The sequence below is a fragment of the Rhodococcus sp. 05-339-2 genome (genome assembly GCF_002258965.1).
Classification (GTDB): Bacteria; Actinomycetota; Actinomycetes; order Mycobacteriales; family Mycobacteriaceae; genus Rhodococcoides.
On sequence record NZ_NOYW01000021.1, the window covers coordinates 1 to 19,283 of the forward strand.

At 65.5% G+C, this 19,283-nt stretch carries 14 protein-coding genes and 1 rRNA gene; 7 read left to right on the plus strand and 8 right to left on the minus strand.

Annotated features, from left to right (window positions below; all coding sequences use genetic code 11):
* A 5S ribosomal RNA gene (gene rrf, locus CH273_RS24420) occupies nucleotides 1–97 on the plus strand; the annotation flags it as partial.
* A 379-nt stretch (nucleotides 98–476) separates the two neighbouring features.
* On the opposite strand, the gene CH273_RS24425 is transcribed toward rrf, so the two are convergent.
* Complete coding sequence (locus CH273_RS24425) at nucleotides 477–2,066, minus strand: adenylate/guanylate cyclase domain-containing protein (protein WP_032394816.1); 1,590 nt, start codon at nucleotides 2,064–2,066, stop codon at nucleotides 477–479.
* A gap of 42 nt (nucleotides 2,067–2,108) precedes the next feature.
* Here CH273_RS24425 and nucS point away from each other — a divergent pair, with 42 nt between their 5' ends.
* On the plus strand, nucleotides 2,109–2,780 hold the full coding sequence (nucS, locus tag CH273_RS24430) for an endonuclease NucS (protein ID WP_032394670.1): 672 nt from the start codon (nucleotides 2,109–2,111) through the stop codon (nucleotides 2,778–2,780).
* Between the two features lie 41 nt (nucleotides 2,781–2,821).
* Entirely contained in the window at nucleotides 2,822–3,139 is a 318-nt protein-coding gene (locus CH273_RS24435; protein WP_052049359.1) for a hypothetical protein, read from the plus strand.
* A 30-nt stretch (nucleotides 3,140–3,169) separates the two neighbouring features.
* Here CH273_RS24435 and CH273_RS24440 read toward each other — a convergent pair whose 3' ends face one another.
* Both CH273_RS24440 and mce read right to left on the minus strand, forming a co-directional pair.
* Entirely contained in the window at nucleotides 3,170–4,120 is a 951-nt protein-coding gene (locus CH273_RS24440; protein WP_032394669.1) for a coiled-coil domain-containing protein, read from the minus strand.
* A gap of 59 nt (nucleotides 4,121–4,179) precedes the next feature.
* Nucleotides 4,180–4,662, minus strand: a complete 483-nt coding sequence (mce, locus tag CH273_RS24445; RefSeq protein WP_371828360.1) for a methylmalonyl-CoA epimerase — start codon at nucleotides 4,660–4,662, stop codon at nucleotides 4,180–4,182.
* Between the two features lie 105 nt (nucleotides 4,663–4,767).
* On the opposite strand from mce, the gene CH273_RS24450 reads away from it, so the two are divergent.
* The 3 genes from CH273_RS24450 (at nucleotide 4,768) to CH273_RS24460 (ending at nucleotide 7,400) form a co-directional block, all read left to right on the plus strand.
* Nucleotides 4,768–5,958: an acetyl-CoA C-acetyltransferase gene (locus CH273_RS24450; protein ID WP_032394813.1), complete on the plus strand. Its 1,191-nt coding sequence runs from the start codon at nucleotides 4,768–4,770 to the stop codon at nucleotides 5,956–5,958.
* A gap of 68 nt (nucleotides 5,959–6,026) precedes the next feature.
* Nucleotides 6,027–6,398, plus strand: coding sequence for a DUF3817 domain-containing protein (locus tag CH273_RS24455; protein ID WP_179275556.1), 372 nt, complete (start codon nucleotides 6,027–6,029; stop codon nucleotides 6,396–6,398).
* 114 nt (nucleotides 6,399–6,512) lie between these two features.
* Nucleotides 6,513–7,400: a tetratricopeptide repeat protein gene (locus CH273_RS24460; RefSeq protein ID WP_032394812.1), complete on the plus strand. Its 888-nt coding sequence runs from the start codon at nucleotides 6,513–6,515 to the stop codon at nucleotides 7,398–7,400.
* A gap of 9 nt (nucleotides 7,401–7,409) precedes the next feature.
* Here CH273_RS24460 and CH273_RS24465 read toward each other — a convergent pair whose 3' ends face one another.
* The 3 genes from CH273_RS24465 to CH273_RS24475 are packed head-to-tail and all read right to left on the minus strand — an operon-like array spanning nucleotide 7,410 to nucleotide 13,078.
* The gene (locus CH273_RS24465) at nucleotides 7,410–8,858 is read right to left on the minus strand and encodes a neutral zinc metallopeptidase (protein ID WP_032394667.1); all 1,449 of its coding nucleotides are present in this window, start codon (nucleotides 8,856–8,858) and stop codon (nucleotides 7,410–7,412) included.
* Nucleotides 8,859–11,060 (minus strand): 1,4-alpha-glucan branching protein GlgB, encoded by a 2,202-nt coding sequence (gene glgB, locus CH273_RS24470; protein WP_032394811.1) that lies wholly within the window; start codon nucleotides 11,058–11,060, stop codon nucleotides 8,859–8,861.
* Nucleotides 11,061–11,071: 11 nt separating this feature from the next.
* Nucleotides 11,072–13,078 (minus strand): alpha-1,4-glucan--maltose-1-phosphate maltosyltransferase, encoded by a 2,007-nt coding sequence (locus tag CH273_RS24475; RefSeq protein ID WP_032394666.1) that lies wholly within the window; start codon nucleotides 13,076–13,078, stop codon nucleotides 11,072–11,074.
* 205 nt (nucleotides 13,079–13,283) lie between these two features.
* Here CH273_RS24475 and glgP point away from each other — a divergent pair, with 205 nt between their 5' ends.
* Complete coding sequence (gene glgP / locus CH273_RS24480) at nucleotides 13,284–15,806, plus strand: alpha-glucan family phosphorylase (protein WP_032394665.1); 2,523 nt, start codon at nucleotides 13,284–13,286, stop codon at nucleotides 15,804–15,806.
* 9 nt (nucleotides 15,807–15,815) lie between these two features.
* Here glgP and CH273_RS24485 read toward each other — a convergent pair whose 3' ends face one another.
* Both CH273_RS24485 and CH273_RS24490 read right to left on the minus strand, forming a co-directional pair.
* The gene (locus CH273_RS24485; protein ID WP_032394664.1) at nucleotides 15,816–17,864 is read right to left on the minus strand and encodes an ATP-dependent DNA helicase; all 2,049 of its coding nucleotides are present in this window, start codon (nucleotides 17,862–17,864) and stop codon (nucleotides 15,816–15,818) included.
* Between the two features lie 50 nt (nucleotides 17,865–17,914).
* Entirely contained in the window at nucleotides 17,915–19,264 is a 1,350-nt protein-coding gene (locus tag CH273_RS24490) for a nicotinate phosphoribosyltransferase (RefSeq protein ID WP_032394663.1), read from the minus strand.
* Nucleotides 19,265–19,283 lie beyond the last annotated feature (19 nt).

Sequence of the window (19,283 nt, forward strand, 5' to 3'; positions counted from 1 at the left end):
GGAAACGCCCGGTCCCATTCCGAACCCGGAAGCTAAGCCCTCCAGCGCCGATGGTACTGCACTCGACAGGGTGTGGGAGAGTAGGACACCGCCGAACACAATTTCCCAGAACACCCCCAGACCACCCGGTCCGGGGGTGTTCTGCATTTCGAAACCACAACCACAACAGCCCATATCCCCGCGACAAACGCGCACGCAATCGCCAACCGCGCACACAATCGCACCCGGACACCCACCATTTCCCGCGTACTCGACGAACGCGCGCGCATTTGCCATCCCGCCGAGGGCTGAATCCGGGTGCCGCTGTCCGCAGAGTTATCCGTCACTCCGACGAACGCGTGCGCAATTGCCGACCGCGCTCAGAATCGCAGCCCGGACACCCACCAATCCCTGCGCACCTGACGAACGCGCGCGCATTTGCGAAATGCGGTACCGACGCGACGGGCTGCGGCAACTGCAAGGACCGGTAATGCGAGTCAGGCGTGCACGGCAGCAGGCTCGTCGGCGGTGACTTTCACATCCTTGGGGTTCGCGAGTACCGTCTCGGCGGATCGTCCTCGGAGCGTCACACGATCGCCGAATTCCCAACGCTGCGCTTCGTCGTCCGAGGCGCCGTCCACGGCGGTCTTCGATGCAAGGATCGCTCCGGGGGAATTTTTCGCCAGCTCGGACAGGCGAGCGGCTTCGTTCACCGGGTCTCCGATGACCGTGTACTCGAATCGGGACTTCGCACCGACGTTGCCGGCGACAGCGCGTCCCGCCGCGACGCCGACCGCGGCGCTGCATTCGGGAACTTCGACCACGAGTCGTCGGGCAATTGCTCGTGCGGCAGCCAGCGCCGAGCCGCAGTGGTCGGGAATTTCGTTGGGGGCTCCGAAGATGGCCAGAGCCGCGTCGCCCTCGAACTTGTTGATGAAGCCGCCGTGCTCGTCCACCTCGTCGACCACCACGGCGAAGAACCGGTTGAGCAGGTCCACGACCTCGGTAGGGGGTCGGGATGCTGCCAGCTCCGTCGATCCCACGAGGTCGATGAAGAACACGGCGATATCGCGTTCCTGTCCGCCGAGCTCGCTCTCGGACTGCAGGGCCTTCTCGGCGACCTCGTGTCCTACGTGTCTGCCGAAGAGGTCTCGAATCTTCTCCCGATCGCGCACTCCGTCGGCCATGCGGTTGAACCCACTCTGCAGCTCGCCGAGCTCGGTGCCGTCGTACACCGCAAGGCGGACATCCATGTTGCCCTTCTCCACCTCGGCCATGCCTGCCCGCACATTGTTGATCGGGGACGTCGTCGCGAAACCACCGAGCACGGTCAGCGCAAGACCGAAAACGATGGTGATTCCCCCGAGGGACAGGATGCAGACCGCGAGCTGTGTCGCTGTCGTTTCGGGGTTGATGAAGCGGAAGATGGCGATGATCATCAATCCGCTGACCGGCACGCCGGTGCCCAGAAGCCACGACAGAATCGATCGGCCCATGACTCCGGCAATACGGATTCGGCGAGGATCCCCGGCTTCGAGGGCCCGAGCGGCAGCGGGACGAAGCGCAAATTCACTGAGTAGGTAGCTGAACGCGCAGACGACGGTGCCACCTGCCGCGATCGTGAACGCAACCTTGGGAATCGACGCCGCGTCGATGATGCCGTCGATCGTGGTGAGCAGCAGCAAGGCTCCTATCCAGAGCAGAATCTGGATTCGAGTCAGACGCCACGGCATTGCGAGGGTCGCGACCTGCTCCTCGCGGCTGGGTTGACGGTCCTCGATTGCCCACCGCAGGCTACGCAGAGCGTGCGTGGTGCCCCAGACAGCACCGACGACGAAAGCCACGAACACGTATACCGGGACGACGATGAAATTCACCCACCAGTACTGATCCGTTCGCAGAACGTCCGGTCCGGGCACCACCACGCTGATCAGAACCCCCACGATGACTGCACCGATCAGGTTCGACAGGATCAGAAACACCGTCAGCAACAGCTGGATTCGGATCCGTCGTCGACGCGGCGACTCGGAGGTGTCGCCGAGCAGTCGGGAACCCAGGGGAGCGGCAGATCGTCTCAATTGCGGCATGGTCGTCACAGACTAACGGGGCTCCTGCCTTAAGGTGGTCGAGTGCGTCTAGTTATTGCTCGTTGCCAAGTCGACTACGTCGGCCGCCTCACCGCACATCTCCCGTCCGCTCGTCGCCTGCTTCTCGTCAAGTCCGACGGATCGGTCAGCGTGCATGCGGACGACAGGGCCTACAAGCCGCTGAACTGGATGTCGCCGCCCTGCTGGACGGTAGAAACCACCGAGGGCGAGACGATCAAGTGGGTCGTCACCAACAAGGCCGGCGAAGAACTTCGTATCACCATCGATGACGTCGAACTCGACTCGAGCCACGAGTTGGGCATCGATCCCGGATTGGTGAAAGACGGTGTGGAGGCCCATCTTCAGGAGCTGCTGGCCGAGCATGTCAGTACCTTGGGTGACGGTTACACGCTCGTGCGGCGCGAGTACATGACGGCTATTGGACCAGTGGATCTGCTGTGCCGCAACGCTGATGGCGGAACCGTGGCGGTCGAGATCAAGCGACGTGGCGAGATCGACGGCGTCGAGCAGTTGACCCGGTACTTGGAGCTTCTCAACCGTGATCCGCTGCTGGCTCCGGTGAGCGGTGTCTTCGCTGCCCAGGTGATCAAGCCTCAGGCGAAGACGCTGGCCACCGATCGCGGCATTCGTTGTCTCACACTCGACTACGACGTCCTGCGCGGAACCGACAGCACCGAGTTCAGGCTTTTCTGACGACCGTCCGTGTCCGCCGGCGTGTTCTCTACACTGGACGGGTGCCCCGTCGTAATCAGCCCCGCAGAGCGAATCGGAGCGGCCCGAGTGCTCTCGGCCCGCCGACCGATTCCGTGCTGGGCGGCAATCGGGTCGAGGTCGGTCCGGACGGAGACACGTACACGACTCGGATGATCCCCGGTGCCAAGGCGGTCAAGACGTATCGCTGCCCCGGCTGCGATCACGAGGTGCGGCCGGGCGTCGCACACATCGTTGCGTGGCCGTCGGACGATTTCGGCGGTGCCGACAATCGTCGGCATTGGCACACCGGGTGTTGGTCCGGGCGAAACACGCGAGGCCTCACCCGTAGATGGTCGTAGCGGGGGAGGCCAGGCGCAGGATCAGCCGAATCAGGACGACGAGTCGGCCGATTCCTTCTGTTCCTCGGCCTTCGCGGCCGCTTTCTCTTCTTCCTTCTTCAGGATGGCCGTCGGGTCGGGGTTGTCGAGCAGCTCGCTTTCGCGATTGACCGAGGCGAGCATCGCCGGAACCGAATCGAGCTGGCCCCGGATTCCGAGCAGCTGGGCCAGTACGCGGCTGCGCAGCACACGCAGCTCCTCGGCCAGTTCCTTGGAGTGCGCGATCCGCCTTTCGGCCTGTTCACTGGCGGACTGAAGCCGTCGAGCAGCCTCGGTCGTCGCCTCTTCGATGCGTCGGGCGGCATCGGCCTTGCTGGACGCCTCTAGTTCCTCGAGGGCGGTGAGCACCTTGGTTCGGCGCTCGGCCATCGTGATCTCGAAGTCTTCCTGAACCTTGGCGCGCTTGGCCTCGGATTCGGCGGCCAACTTGTCGCGCTCGGCCTGCGCGGCCTCGACCACTCGGGCCGCCTCCGTGCGCGCCTGAGCCATGGTCTGCTCGTGTTCGGCTTCGAGTGCCGTTCGGCGCTCTTCGAGTTCGGCCACCAGTGACTCGTGCCGTCCGCGCAATCGGGCACTCTCCTGCTGCGCAACGGAGATCATTTCCTCGGACTCCGAGTGCGCCTTGGCGCGTACCTCGGATGCCTCGTCCGAGGCCAACCGCAGCATGCGTGAGATTCGATCGCTCATCCCCTCCGCCGTGGTGGGCGGAACCGACAGGCGATCGATGTCCTTGCGTAGTTCGTCGATCTCGTCGCGAGCGTCGTCGAGCTGCTTGGCCAGATCACGAGCCTGCGCTGCGGCCGCATCACGATCTGCGGTCGTCAGCCGTAGTTCGGCGTCGAATCGCTCGAAGTAGTTGGTGACTTCGTCGCGATCGAACCCTTTCCGGACGATGGAAAAGGGAAGTTGCACCGTGGAAGTGCGCTCATGATCGATGGCCATGGCCGTCAATTTACCGGTGAGTCAAGTAGAGGGCCATACGGTTCGCTCACCGAGTTCGCTCAGTGCGAATTGTGATCAGGTTCGACGAGTTCGATGAGCACTCCACCGGCGTCCTTGGGATGGACGAAGTTGATCCGAGAATCGGCGGTGCCGCGGCGCGGGGCGTCGTACAGCAACCGAACTCCGCGAGCGCGCAACTCGGTCGAGATCTCTTCTATGTCGGTGACGCGGTAGGCCAACTGCTGCAGACCCGGGCCGTTGCGGCCGATGAACTTGGCGATGGTGGACGACTCGTCGATCGGTGCGAGCAACTGCAGTGCAGCGGACTTCTCCGTCGCTCCGGGGAAGGACAGCATCGCCTCGCGGACACCCTGTTTCTCGTTGATCTCCTCGTGCACGGCAATCATGCCGAGGTGGTCGGTGTACCAGGCGATCGCGGCATCGAGATCGGGCACCGCGACACCCACGTGGTCGATAGCCGTCACCAGGTCGGAGCGCAGCGGGGCTCCCGTGTAAGACTGCGTGCTGGAGGTCATGGCCATGACGTTAGCGCCAGCTGCGTTTCGGTGTTCCGCCCGGCCGGTATCGGAAGGGAGCGTCGGAGCGTTGATCTCGACAAGGCCGTCTTCATACTTTCGGAGGAAATCGTGACCACAACAGTCATCGTCGCCGGTGCTCGCACGCCCGTCGGGCGCTTCTCGGGTGCACTCAAGGACTTCTCGGGATCGGACCTCGGCGGTATCGCCATCAAGGGCGCGCTCGAGAAGGCCGGTGTTGCTCCGGATCAGGTCGACTACGTCATCATGGGCCAGGTTCTCACCGCCGGTGCCGGCCAGATTCCAGCCCGTCAGGCTGCGGTTGCTGCTGGTATTCCGATGACCGTGCCTGCCCTGACGATCAACAAGGTGTGCCTGTCCGGAGTCGACGCCATCGCATTGGCCGACCAGCTGATTCGTGCCGGTGAATTCGAGATCGTCGTCGCCGGTGGCCAGGAGTCGATGACTCAGGCACCGCACATGCTCGAGAAGTCGCGCGCCGGGTTCAAGTACGGCGATGTCACCATGCGTGACCACCTCGCGTATGACGGTCTGTACGACATCTTCACCGATCAGGCCATGGGTGCGCTGACCGAGCAGCGCAACCAGAGCACCGAGGTCATCACTCGCGAGGAGCAGGACACCTTCGCCGCCGCGTCGCATCAGAAAGCCGCAGCGGCCTGGAAGAACGGCGTCTTCGACGACGAGGTGGTTCCGGTCTCGATCCCGCAGCGCAAGGGTGAGCCGATTCAGTTCACCGCAGACGAAGGCATCCGCGCCGACACCACCGTCGACTCCCTCGGCAAGCTTCGCCCCGCATTCGACAAGGCCGGCACCGTGACCGCCGGATCGGCGTCTCAGATTTCCGACGGTGCCGCCGCCGTCGTGGTGATGAGCAAGGAGAAGGCGGAGTCGCTCGGTCTGACCTGGCTCGCCGAGATCGGTGCCCACGGAGTGGTCGCCGGTCCCGACTCCACACTGCAGTCACAGCCGGCTCGAGCGATCGTCAAGGCATGCGAGAAGGACGGCATCGACCCGAAGGATCTCGACGTCGTCGAGATCAACGAGGCGTTCGCAGCAGTCGGAATCGCGTCGACGCGTGAGCTGGGCATCGATCCCGAGATCGTGAACGTCAACGGCGGAGCGATCTCGATCGGGCATCCCCTCGGCATGTCGGGAGCTCGCATCGCCTTACATCTGGCTCTCGAGCTGCAGCGACGCGGCGGCGGAGTGGGCGCGGCCGCCCTGTGCGGCGGCGGTGGACAGGGCGACGCCCTCATCGTTCGAGTCCCGAAGCAGTAGGCGCGTGGTGGCTCTGGCGCGGGACTGAGACCAGAGCCACTACGTTCCGTCGTAGCAAACCGGGCACAATAGCGGGTATGACCAACTTCTTCGACCTGAGCAGTACAGCCAAACGCTTCCGCTTCGTCGCTGTGCTCGAAGCGTTCACCTGGCTGGGTCTGCTGATCGGAATGGCGTTCAAGTACATCCCTGCCGCTGGCAACGAAATCGGCGTGAAGATCTTCGGGCCCATCCACGGCGGCGTGTTCGTCGTGTATCTGGTCGTCGCCGTGTGGACGGCGGTCAAGCTCAAATGGGACATCAAGGCGACCCTGCTGGCGCTCGTCGCGGCGTTCCCCCCGTTCGGCACCGTGATCTTCGAGATCTGGGCCGCGCGCACCGGCCGTCTCGCCGAGTTGAGCACCGGCAGGCCTGCAGCCGATGCCAAGGTTCTGTCCTGACCGACCTGCACCGCCCGCCAGTGGATGACGCATCGCGTTAGTGACAAACTGTAGGGCGTGACTCGACCCGGTTCCCGTCCTCCCGTCCGCCCGTCAGCTGTTGTTCCCGCATCCATTGCCGGTGCCGTCGACCTGTCCGTTCTCAAGGACCGTCCGGCACCTGCACCCGCGGCCGAATCCGCAGGCGACGCGGGAGGACTGGCACCGATCGTGGACGTGACCGCGGCTACGTTCGAGGCCGAGGTTCTGCAACGGTCCACGCAGGTTCCGGTGATTGTCGACCTGGGGTCTGCTCGTTCGCCGCAGTCCCAGGCGTTGACGCGTCAGCTCGGACAGCTGGCCGTCGAGGCCGCGGGAACGTGGGTGCTCGCGCGGGTCGACGTGGACTCCAGCCCGCAGATCGCGCAGGCATTCGGCGTTCAGGCCATTCCGACGGTCGTTGCCGTGGCAGCGGGCCAGCCTCTGGCCGACTTCCAGGGCGCCCAGTCGGATGAGCAGTTGCGTCAGTGGCTGCAGGCAGTGGAGCAGGCCACGGCCGGCAAGCTCAGTGGTCCGCCCGGAGTCGCGGCTGCCGAGCCGGAACCCGAGATCGAGGATCCGCGGATCGTCGCAGCCGAAGAGGCCATCGACGAGGGTGATTTCGTGAAGGCAGAAGCTGCCTACCAGGCGATCATCGACGCCGAACCGAAGAACACCGAGGCCGTCGCCGCACTGCGTCAGGTCAAATTCCTTGCGCGTGTGCAGAATCTGGCACCGGACGCGATTGCACTCGCCGACGCCGACGCCGCAAACGTTCAGGCTCGGATTGATGCCGCAGACGCCGAGATGGCCGGTCAACAACCGGAGCAGGCTTTTGCGCGGTTGATCGACGGTATCAAGATCAGCGCCGGCGACGACCGAACTGCGCTGCGCACCCGTCTGCTCGAGCTGTTCGAGTTGTTCGATTCGGCCGATCCGCTGGTGGTTTCTGCGCGACGCAAGCTTGCGTCGGCCCTGTACTGACAGCGGTACTCAGCTGTAGCGCGCGTCGCACCGTTCCTTGCCGCCGAGAACTCCCGACCGGAAGGCATCGACTCGGGAGAAGCCGGACGGCAGGGTCGTACCGTTGACGTCGCTGGCGGCGAGTCCGTCACTGAGCAGTCCGGACACGGCCTCGTCGAGATCGCCGGGGGAGAGCCAGACTTCGAGGTCCGTCGTTCCGCTCTCGAGGCTCATCGCCGAGGTGATCACTCCGGACAGACAGGCCGATCGCAGGGCGGCCTGCGGATCGTCGAGCGACTGGCCTGCCTCCCTCTGCACCGCGAGCGTGTAGCGCGAGGCGAACAGCACGTAGGCGCTGTAGTCGCCGGAAACGTTGAGCGGCAGGATGTCTCCGCGTCGGGGTGTCTCGGGCTGTCCGACTTCGGCCAGGTCCTCGACGTCGACACCGATGGTGTTGGTCGACGGGCAGTACGACACCGGCGCGGTGGGCTCGGCGTCGGAGCACCCGGTATCCGAACCGGAATAGTCGATGTTCGGCGGAACAGCGACGGGCAGCACGGTTTCGAAGGATCGAGTGAAGGCTCCGAGGGTGTCCTCGGTGACCGGTAGCTCACCGGAGTCGTCCGGGTCGCTGAACTTCTGCGGCAACGATGCTCGACGCGAATCGATCTCGGCCTCGTCGATACCGGTGCAGATTGCCGCGCCGTTGGTGAAGCCGAGCTGCACTGCGGTGACGCGCTCGAAGGCAGAGCCGTGTACCGATTCCGGATCGTTGGGGTCGACGTCGCGCACGGCGACTGTCGCGGCGAGAACGCCGTTGAGTCCGTCCGAGGTGTTGATGGTGAAGTGCGGTGCATCGTCTTCGGCGACGTGGCGGATGAACGCGCCGGCGAAGCAGTCGGCCTGTTGCTCGGCAACGATGGTCGGGGTGTCTTCGCCGACAAGGCCCGATTGATGCTGAATGGCGTGGCCGTATTCGTGGGCGATCACCATGACCACCGACATCGGTCCGAATGCGTCGACGAGAGCCGGGAGCAGAATGGTGCGATCCCATCCGATCGAGTCGTCGCGAGTGCAGTAGGCGGCGTTGGGAATACCGCCGGTGCGGTCTCCGCAGAATCTGATGCCCGATCCCTCGTCCTCGGACGCGTCCCACGAGACGACCTTCGAGACCGGGGTGAACGAGCCCTTGAACAAGTTGGGGTACTGCTCGGCCCAGAACTGCTGGATGTCGTCGATCGCGTTCGTGCCGAGAATGTCCGAGTCGGTGCCCTCGGCGTTCTCCACGGTGATCGTCGAATCGGGGACACCGGGACGGGGCCCGCTCGGCCCGTTCGTGACCGGAAGTCCGGCGACGGTGAACGGGTTCTCGTAGATCGATACCGCATTTCCGCTGACGGTCTGTGCGCACGAGGTCAGCAGGAGCAGCCCTGCAGTGGCGGCCGCGGCCAGAAGTCGGGGTGTGCGGCCGCCACTCATCTATCGCTCCAGTTTTATCCAGATCGCCCCGTTGGCAGGAAGGGCGACCTGGCCTGACGCCGGTCGACCGTGCCACGAGTGCGATGTAGCCGTCACTTCACCCAGGTTGCCCACGCCGGAGCCCCCGTACTCCGTTGCATCGGTGTTGAGAATCTCGATCCAGCGGCCGGGTTCCGGTAGTCCCACACGATAGCTGCCGTGCTCGTTTCCGGAGAAGTTGAAAATACACGCGATGACCGAACCGTCGGATCCGTACCGCAGAAAGCTCAGCACGTTGTTCTCGGTGTCGTTGGCGTCGATCCACGAGTATCCACTCGGCGAGGTGTCGAGCGTCCACAGCGCCGGATGGGTCTTGTACGTCGAGTTCAGATCGGACACAAGGGTTTTCACGCCGTTGTGCAGAGGTTCCTCGTCGATCTGATACCAGTCGAGACCGCGTTCCTCGGACCACTCACGGGTCTGCCCGAACTCCTGTCCCATGAACAGCAGTTGCTTACCGGGGTGCGCCCACATGTAGGCGAGCATTCCGCGCAGCCCTGCTGCCTTGGCGTAGTCGTCTCCGGGCATCCGAGTCCACAGAGTGCCCTTGCCGTGTACCACCTCGTCGTGGCTGATGGGGAGCAGGTAGTTCTCACTCCACGCATAGACCAGGGAGAAGGTGATCTCGTGGTGGTGGTAGCTGCGATGGATGGGGTCACGCCCGAGAAAGCCAAGGGTGTCGTGCATCCAGCCCATGTTCCACTTCATGTTGAACCCGAGTCCGCCGACGTTCGTCGGGCGGGTGACGCCGGGCCATGCGGTCGACTCCTCTGCCACCGTGACGACACCGCGGTGCTTCTTGTGCACCGTCGCGTTCATCTCCTGCAGGAAGGTCACGGCCTCGAGGTTCTCGCGGCCGCCGTAGATGTTCGGCGACCAGCCGCCCTCGGGACGGGAGTAGTCCAGGTACAGCATCGACGCCACGGCGTCGACGCGCAGTCCGTCGATGTGGAACTCGTCGATCCAGTACAGCGCGTTCGCGACCAGGAAGTTGCGAACCTCGCGCCGCCCGAAGTCGAAGACCAAAGTGCCCCAGTCGAGTTGCTCGCCGCGCTGCGGGTCACCGTGCTCGTAGAGCGGGCCACCGTCGAACCGAGCCAGGGCCCATTCGTCCTTGGGGAAGTGGGCGGGAACCCAGTCGACGATGACACCGATTCCGGCACTGTGGAGATGGTCGACGAAGTAGCGGAAATCGTCGGGGCTGCCGAAGCGAGAGGTCGGTGCGTAGTACGAGGTCACCTGGTATCCCCAGGACCCGCCGAACGGGTGCTCGGCGACCGGGAGCAGCTCCACGTGGGTGAAGCCGGTTTCGGTGACGTATTCGGCCAACTGCTCGGCGAGTTCGCGGTACCCCAGTCCCGGCCGCCAGGACGCCAGGTGGATCTCGTAGACGCTCATCGGTGCCTGAGTCGGCTCGATGCCGGCCCTCGTATCGAGCCAGGACTCGTCGTTCCAGGTGTACGAGGATGCGGTTACCACCGAGGCCGTCGACGGTGGAACCTCGGTGGCGAAGGCCATCGGGTCGGCCTTGTCCTTGACCGAGCCGTCGGAGCCGTGGACGCGGAACTTGTACAGCGCGCCCGGCGCGATGTCGGGCGCGAAGATCTCCCACACTCCGGTCGAGCCCAGTACGCGCATCGGCCATGTGCGGCCGGTCCAGCCGTCGAAATCGCCGACCAGCGTGACGCCCTGGGCTGCGGGTGCCCAGACCGCGAACGACGTGCCGGTGACGGGGCCGTCCGGTGTCGCGTACGACTGTTGGTGCGCGCCCAGAATGTCCCACAGACGCTCGTGTCTGCCCTCACCGAACAGGTGCAGATCGAGTTCGCCGAGAGTGGGCAGGAAGCGGTATCCGTCGGCGGATTCGGAGACGTGTCCACCGGGCCACGTCACCACGAGGCGGTAGTCGATCAGGTCCTCGAACGGGAGAAGGGCAGAGAAGACTCCGTGCGCGACGTGGGTCAGCTCGTGGTCGACGCCACCGATGCGGGCGACGACCTTCTCGGCGTCGGGCTTGAGGGCCCGGATCGCGGTTCCGCCCGGCACCGGGTGGGCACCGAGGACGGAATGCGGGTTGTAGTGCCGCCCTGCAGCGATGAGTTCGAGATCGTTGTCGGGCGGGGCTGCGACGGTGTCTTCGGGCGTCGTCGGATTCTCGGTCACGTTGAATCCCTTCACTTTCGGTTGCCGCGGTAGGCCAGTTCGATTCGTGCCGGGTACGGGATGTGGGGGAGCGTGAAGATGTGCGCCACAGACGTCCAGGGCTCGAGCCGAACGAAATTGGTGTGGCCCCAGTCGTAGTGAACGCCGCTCACTTCGTCCTTGATCGTGAGGGTGTCCTGCCAGTCGTGACCGAGGGCGGGCATGTCCAGGTGGATCGTGCCTTCCTCGGCTCCGAAGGGATTGAGGTTGATGACCACCAGGATCGAGTCACCGGTCTGCGGGTCGAACTTGGAGTATCCGATCAGCGCCTCGTTGTCGATGGTGTGGAAGTGGATGTTGCGGAGCTGCTGCAGCGCCGGATGCGCACGCCTGATCGCGTTCAGCGTGGTGATCCAGGGCTCGAGCGACTCGCCGCGGGCGAGTGCACCCTCGAAGTCGCGCGGACGCAGCTGGTACTTCTCCGAGTCCAGGTATTCCTCGCTGCCCTCTCGCACGGCTTGGTGCTCGAACAGCTCGTAGCCAGAGTAGACGCCCCAGGTGGGAGCCATCGTCGCCGCGAGAGCTGCTCGGAGAGCGAACATTCCGGGCCCGCCGTGCTGCAGGCTCTCGTGCAGGATGTCCGGGGTGTTGACGAACAGGTTCGGCCGCGCGTCGTCGGCGCGTCGAGCGTGTTCCTCGGCGAACTCGGTGAGCTCCCATTTCGCGGTACGCCACGTGAAGTAGGTGTACGACTGCGTGAAACCGCGCTGCGCCAACCCGTACATACGCACCGGGCGGGTGAACGCCTCGGCCAGGAACAGCACGTCCGGGTCGGTCTTCTTCACCTCGGCGATCAGCCATTCCCAGAAGTCCGGCGGCTTGGTGTGTGGATTGTCGACTCGGAAGACCTTGACGCCCAGCGAAATCCAGTATCGGACGACGCGGAGCACCTCTTCGTAGATGCCGCGTCGGTCGTTGTCGAAGTTGACCGGGTAGATGTCCTGGTACTTCTTCGGAGGGTTCTCGGCGTAGGCGATGGTGCCGTCCGGAAGCACGGTGAACCACTCGGAATGTGTTGCAGCCCAGGGATGATCGGGAGCAGCCTGAAGAGCGAGATCGAGCGCCACCTCCAGGTTGTGTTCCTGTGCGGCGGCGACGAACGCGCGGAAGTCGTCCTCGGTGCCCAATTCGGGATGGATGGCGTCGTGCCCGCCGTCCTTCGAGCCGATGGCCCACGGCGACCCGACGTCCTCGGGGCCGGGCGTCAGCGTGTTGTTCGGGCCCTTGCGGTTGATGGTGCCGATCGGGTGGATGGGCGGCAGGTAGACGATGTCGAATCCCATCCGCTCGATGCGGGGCAACTGCTCGATCGACGTCGCGAACGTGCCGTGCCGAGGCGAACCGTCCTCGTTCCACCCACCGGTCGACCGGGGGAAGAACTCGTACCACGCACCGTTGAGCGCGAGATTGCGATCGACCCACACATTGACCGCACGAGATCGAGTCACCAATTCGCGCAGCGGATGCGCGAACAGCAGTTCGGCGACCGCCGGCGCGAACGCCGAGGACACGCGAGCCGGCAGCGGGCGGTCGGTATCGCGCAGCGCGGCGGCGACATCGGCCAGCATCTGCCTGCTCTCGGCCGGAACTCCGGTGGCGGCCCGCAGGAACAACCGGGCCCCGATCTCGAGGTCGTTGGCGAGTTCGTGGGCACTCTGGCCCACTCCGAGCTTGGCTTCGACGGCGTGACGCCAGGTGCTGATCGGATCGCTCCACGCTTCGATGCGGCAGATCCAGTAACCCGGCCGAGAGGGGACGAACACCGCGTCGAACGTGTCGGGTTCGCGGCCCGGTGTCATCGGGATGCGTTCGAGTTTGCCTCCAGGCCCGCGCACCGACAGTGTCGCGGCCACCGCATCGTGACCCTCGCGCCAGACGTCGGCGGAGACTGGAAACGTCTCGCCCACCACCGCTTTCGCGGGGTACTTCCCGGTCGTCGTATCTGGAAGGACATTGTCGATACCAAGTCGACCTGTCACTTCACACTCCATTCTTCGCTAGAGGTATGGCTGCGCGGGCGCAACCTCTGATCGAACCGATATTGGTGTGCTTCTACTCGTCAACCGTAGTGCAGCAATGCAGATGGCGCGTGCGCCGACGCATACTGCCCGCGGTGGGCACTACATCTCGGATTTCGTCCAAGCCGCCCATCGACACAGGTGTGCGTGGGTAGGGTTCGACCCTGTGAAAGCTTTGCGTCGATTCACCGTCCGAGCCCACCTTCCCGCCCGCCTGAATGCCCTCGCCGAGCTCTCGACAAACCTCAGGTGGTCGTGGCACCCGTCGACGCAGGATCTGTTCGAGCACATCGATCCACTGTTGTGGACCGAGCTCGAGCGCGATCCGGTGGCCGTACTGGGAGCCGTCGCACCTGCGCGTCTCGAGGAACTCGCAGCCGACGAGCACTTCCTGGCCGAGTTGGACGCCGCCGAGGCCGATCTGCACGACTACCTCGCTCGCCCGCTCTGGTACCAGAACGAGCTGGCCGAGGGGCGCGCTCTGCCGTCGGGCATCGGGTACTTCTCGATGGAGTTCGGTGTCACCGAGGTCCTGCCGAACTACTCCGGCGGGCTCGGAATCCTCGCCGGCGACCACCTCAAGGCTGCCTCGGACCTGGGACTGCCGTTGATCGGTGTCGGGCTGCTCTACCGCTCGGGCTACTTCCGTCAGTCGCTGACGGCCGACGGCTGGCAGGCCGAACGCTATCCGTCCCTCGACCCGCACGGTCTGCCACTGCGGTTGCTCACCGACGACGGCGACTCTCCGGTGCTGATCCACGTCTCGATGCCCGGATCTCGGGTGCTGCGAGCGCGGGTGTGGATCGCCCAGGTCGGACGCGTCCCGCTGCTGCTGCTCGATTCCGATATCGCCGACAACGACCCGGAGCTGCGCGGGGTCACCGACCGGTTGTACGGCGGCGACCAGGATCACCGCATCAAGCAGGAGATACTCGCCGGTATCGGCGGAGTCAGGGCGATCCGGGCCTACACCCGTGCACACGGGCTGCCCGATCCCGAGGTGTTCCACATGAACGAGGGCCACGCCGGATTCCTCGGCGTCGAACGCATACGCGAACTCGTCACCTCGGGAACACTGGACTTCGATGCAGCGCTGGCGGCGGTGCGAGCGGGCACCGTCTTCACCACCCACACCCCGGTCCCCGCCGGAATCGACCGGTTTCCGGCCGATCTGGTGCGGCACTACTTCGCAAGTGCGGACGGCGGCGCGGACTCGGCGCTGCTGCCGGGCTTGCCGATGGATCGAATTCTCGCCCTCGGCGGCGAAGCCGACGCCTCGGTGTTCAACATGGCGCACATGGGACTGCGTCTGGGGCAACGTGCCAACGGGGTGTCGAAGTTGCACGGCATCGTCAGCCGCGAGATGTTCAACGACCTGTGGCCGGGATTCGACGCATCCGAGGTGCCGATCGGATCGGTCACCAACGGCGTTCATGCTCCGACGTGGTCCGCCCGGGAATGGGCGGAGTCGGGGCCGATGTCCTCGGACGAGGTGTGGTCCACGCGCAACGCCCTGCGGGCACAATTGGTGGACGAGGTACGGCGTCGGGTGCGGCGCTCGGCCCTCGAACGTGGCTCGACCGAGGCCGAGATCAGTTGGACAGCAAACGTTTTCGATCCCAATGTCCTCACCGTCGGATTTGCTCGACGAGTGCCGACGTACAAGCGCCTGACCCTGATGCTCCGCGAACCCGAGCGACTTCGCGCCATGTTGCTCGACCCGGTTCGCCCGGTCCAGTTGGTGGTCGCAGGCAAGTCGCACCCCGCCGACGACGGCGGAAAGGCGCTCATCCAGCAGATCGTCAGATTCGCCGACCAGGCCGACGTACGGCACCGCATCGTGTTCCTGCCCGACTACGACATGTCCATGGCTCGATTCCTGTACTGGGGATGCGACGTGTGGCTGAACAATCCCTTGCGACCGCTCGAAGCCTGCGGTACCTCGGGCATGAAGTCCGCGCTCAACGGCGGCCTGAACCTGTCGATCCGCGACGGGTGGTGGGACGAGATGTACGACGGGGAGAACGGCTGGGCGATCCCCACCGCGGACGGCGTCACCGACGACAATCGGCGGGACGATCTCGAAGCCGCTGCTCTGTACGAACTGCTCGAACAGGCGGTACTACCCAAGTTCTACGACCGCGGTGACGACGGGGTACCGAGTCGCTGGATCGAAATGGTGCGGCACACCCTCGAGCAGCTGGGCCCGAAAGTGCTGGCGTCGAGAATGGTTCAGGACTACACGCTGGGTTACTACGCCCCCGCTGCCGAGTCCGCCCGCGCGGCTTCGGCCGAGAACAACCGCGGTGCCTCGGATGTCGCGTCGTACCGCCGGCGCGTCGAACAGGCATGGAGCGCAGTCAAAGTCACCCGGGTCGACAGTGACGGTCTGCCGGACACCCCGGTGATCGGCGCGGATCTCTCGCTGCGCGCCGACGTCGATCTCGGCGGACTCGACCCGTCGGACGTCGTGGTGCAGGCGGTCGTGGGACGCGTCGACGAGGAGGAGAACCTCACCGACATCCGCACGACGGCCATGACGCACGTGGGTACCGAGGGTGGTGAGCACATCTACGCGGGCGAGACGCTGCTGCCGCACAGCGGCGCAGTGGGATACACGGTGCGGGTGCTACCTCACCACCACGGTCTCGCCTCGGATGCCGAGCTCGGTCTGGTGGCGACTCCGTAGCCGGGCGCGTTACTTTCCGGCCAGCCGGGTGAGCGCCTTGCGCACTACCTCCGGATCCGAGGTCTCCCAGAACGGCGGCAGCGAGGCGCGCAGGTAGCCGCCGTAGCGGGCAGTGGCAAGTCGTGAATCGAGGACGGCGACAACACCTTTGTCGTCGACGCTGCGAAGCAGTCGGCCGACGCCCTGCGCCAGGAGCAGGGCTGCGTGGTTCGCGGCGACCGCGAGAAAGCCGTTGCCGCCCCGGGATTCGACGGCCTGCTGCCGGGCGACCAACAGCGGATCGTCGGGCCGCGGGAACGGAATGCGGTCCAGGATCACCAGGCTCAGCGATGGGCCGGGGACGTCGACGCCCTGCCACAGCGACAGCGTCCCGAACAGGGAAGTGGCCTCGTCGTCGGCGAACTTCTGCACCAGTGCGCCGGTGGAGTCGTCGCCCTGGCACAGAATCGGGGTGTCGAGGCGCTCGCGCATCTCCTCGGCGGCGGCTTTCGCGGCCCGCATGGACGAGAAGAGTCCGAGCGTGCGACCACCGGCGGCGCTGACCAGCGACTCGATCTCGTCCAGAGAGGACTTCGAGAGGCCGTCGCGTCCGGGCGGAGACAGATGCTTGGCGATGTACATGATGCCTGCCCGGGCATGGTCGAACGGCGAGCCGACGTCGAGCGAATTCCACCGGATCGACCCGGTGTCGGACGGCGGTTCCACACCCGACGCCATCGCGGTGTCACTGCGCGAGGGCTTCTCTGCAGGCAGACCCCAATTGACGGCCAACCCGTCGAACGATCCGCCGACGGTCAAGGTCGCGGAGGTGAGCACCACGGTGGACTCGGCGAACAGGCGAGCCCGCAGCAGTCCGCCCACCGACAGCGGCGCGATGCGGACCGTGCGTTTGACGTTGCCGCGAAAGTCGTCGACGGCATGCCAGACGACGTCCTTGCGCTTGGCCGGATCTGGTTCGTCGAACGCCGTGAGGACACGAACCGCGCTGTCGTGAACCTCGTCGACCGCGACCAGAGCCGCGCTGCGAGCCGCGGCAGCCTCGGGATCGCTCGCTGCCATGCCCTGCTTGTTGGGGCCGATCGCGGTGCGCACCGCCCAGGCTGCATCACGAATCGAAGCGAGTGCTGGGCCGACGCCGTCGGGTAGGGACTGCCACCGGCTCGGCGGAAGCTCGTCCAGAATCGCGGCCCAGTTCTCGGCGGCACCCTCGAGCTGATCGACCGTCTCCTCTTCGATCAACTTGGCGCTCCGCCGAGCCGCGGCGGTGACGGTTGCGGCCGACAGCTCCTCCGTGGCCACACCGGTCACCCGGTCGACCAGTTCGTGGGCCTCGTCGACGACCACGACGTCGTGCTCGGGCAGGATCTGGATTCCGGTGATCGCGTCGATCGCGAGCAGCGCGTGATTGGTCACCACTACGTCGACCTGCGCGGCCTCGGTGCGGGCGCGTTCGGCAAAGCAATCTTCGCCGACGGGGCAGCGGGACTTGCCCAGGCATTCGCGGGCGGTGACGCTGACCTGCCGCCAGGCCTGATCGCTGACCCCGGGCACGACATCGTCGCGGTCGCCGGTCTCGGTCTCGGACGACCACTTGGTCAGCCGTACCACCTCGCGGCCCATGCGTGAGACGGCGAAGGGATCGAACAGTTCCGCATCCGGGGCCTCCTGCGCAGCACCGGTGTGGATCTTGTTCATGCACAGATAGTTGTTGCGGCCCTTGAGGATTGCGAATTTCGGTCGACGGCCGACAGCCTCGGTCAGGGCGTCGGACAGGCGCGGGAGATCGCGGTCGACCAGCTGCCGTTGCAGTGCGATGGTGGCCGTGGAGACGATGACGGTCCTGCCCGATTCCACAGCGTGCCGGATGCTGGGAACGAGGTAGGCAAGAGACTTGCCGGTTCCGGTGCCTGCCTGCACCGCCAGATGCTCACCGGTGTCGATCGAGTGCGCCACCGCCGACGCCATCGTCAGCTGATTGCTGCGCTCCTTGCCGCCGAGCGAGTGCACCGCGACCTGCAGGAGAGCGGGAACGGTTGGCAACTCGGTCTTCGACGGCACCGAAGCAGACTACTGCCGATCGCCCACTCGCTTCGGTACCGACACCGCTGTCACCCCTCGACGAAGCGGGTGGGTATGGCCGGTTCGCCCTGAGACAGTTTCAGACCCTCCCACGGGAGGCTGACGAGGCGTCGGGCCAGCAGGTCACGACCGTCGGCGAGCGTGGGGAGGTCGGCGACTCGTTCTCCGCCGCGGACCAACGGCGTGGTCAACGTCTCCACCGTCAGATCGCTCTCGACGGTCGGCGGAGCGTCGAACGGGTGGACGATCTCCTCGACTGCGGTGCCGGTGCTCCGCGCGGTGCGCAGCGCCGCTTTGGTACCGCCGCGCGACTCCTTGTGACTGCTGCGCTTGGCGACGGGGATTCCGTCGACGGTGACCAGTTTGTAGACCATGCCCGCTGTCGGGGCACCGGAACCGGTCACCAGAGACGTTCCGACGCCGTAGGAGTCGACCGGCTCGGCCCGCAGCGCGGCGATGGCGTACTCGTCGAGGTCGCCCGAGACGACGATCCTGGTCTTCGGCGCTCCCAGGGCGTCCAGTTGGTCGCGGACCTGGCGCGCGAGCACGCCGAGGTCGCCGGAGTCGATGCGCACACCGCCGAGTTCGGGTCCGGCGACCTCGATGGCGTTGGCGACACCCTGGGTGATGTCGTAGGTGTCGACGAGCAGGGTGGTGGCCACTCCGAGAGCGCGTATCTGAGCCGCGAATGCGGACCGTTCGTCGGGGCCGTCGGCGGTGGTGTGCAGCAACGTGAAGGCATGCGCCGACGTGCCCGCGCCTGGAACGCCGTGCCTGCGGACGGCTTCGAGGTTGGACGTTGCAGTGAATCCCGCGAGGTACGCCGCGCGCGAGGCGGCGACGGCGGCTTCCTCGTGGGTGCGACGCGATCCCATCTCGATGATCGGACGGGACTTCGCGGACGCCACCATCCGCGCTGCCGCGGATGCGATCGCACTGTCGTGATTGAGGATGGAGAGCACGAGCGTTTCGAGGACGACGCACTCGGCGAAGGTGCCGCGAACGGTCAGAACGGGGGAGCCAGGGAAGTACAGCTCACCCTCGCGGTAGCCGTCGATATCGCCGGTGAAGCGGTAGTTGCGCAGCCATTCGACGGTCTCGGCGTCGAGGAATTCGGCGACGATCCGCAACTCCTCCTGGCCGAAGCGAAAACGTGCAATCGCATCGAGGATGCGTCCGGTGCCCGCGACGACTCCGTATCGGCGACCGCCGGGCAACCTGCGCGCGAACACCTCGAAGCTGCACATTCGATCTGCGTAACCGCTGGCCAGGGCCGCCGACAGCATCGTGTACTCGTACTGATCGGTCAGCAGTGCTGTGCTGGCACCGTCGCCGGGATTCGCGTGATCTGTGGTCGCATCGTTGCTCACCTCGCCCACACTACGAGCGAAGGGGCGA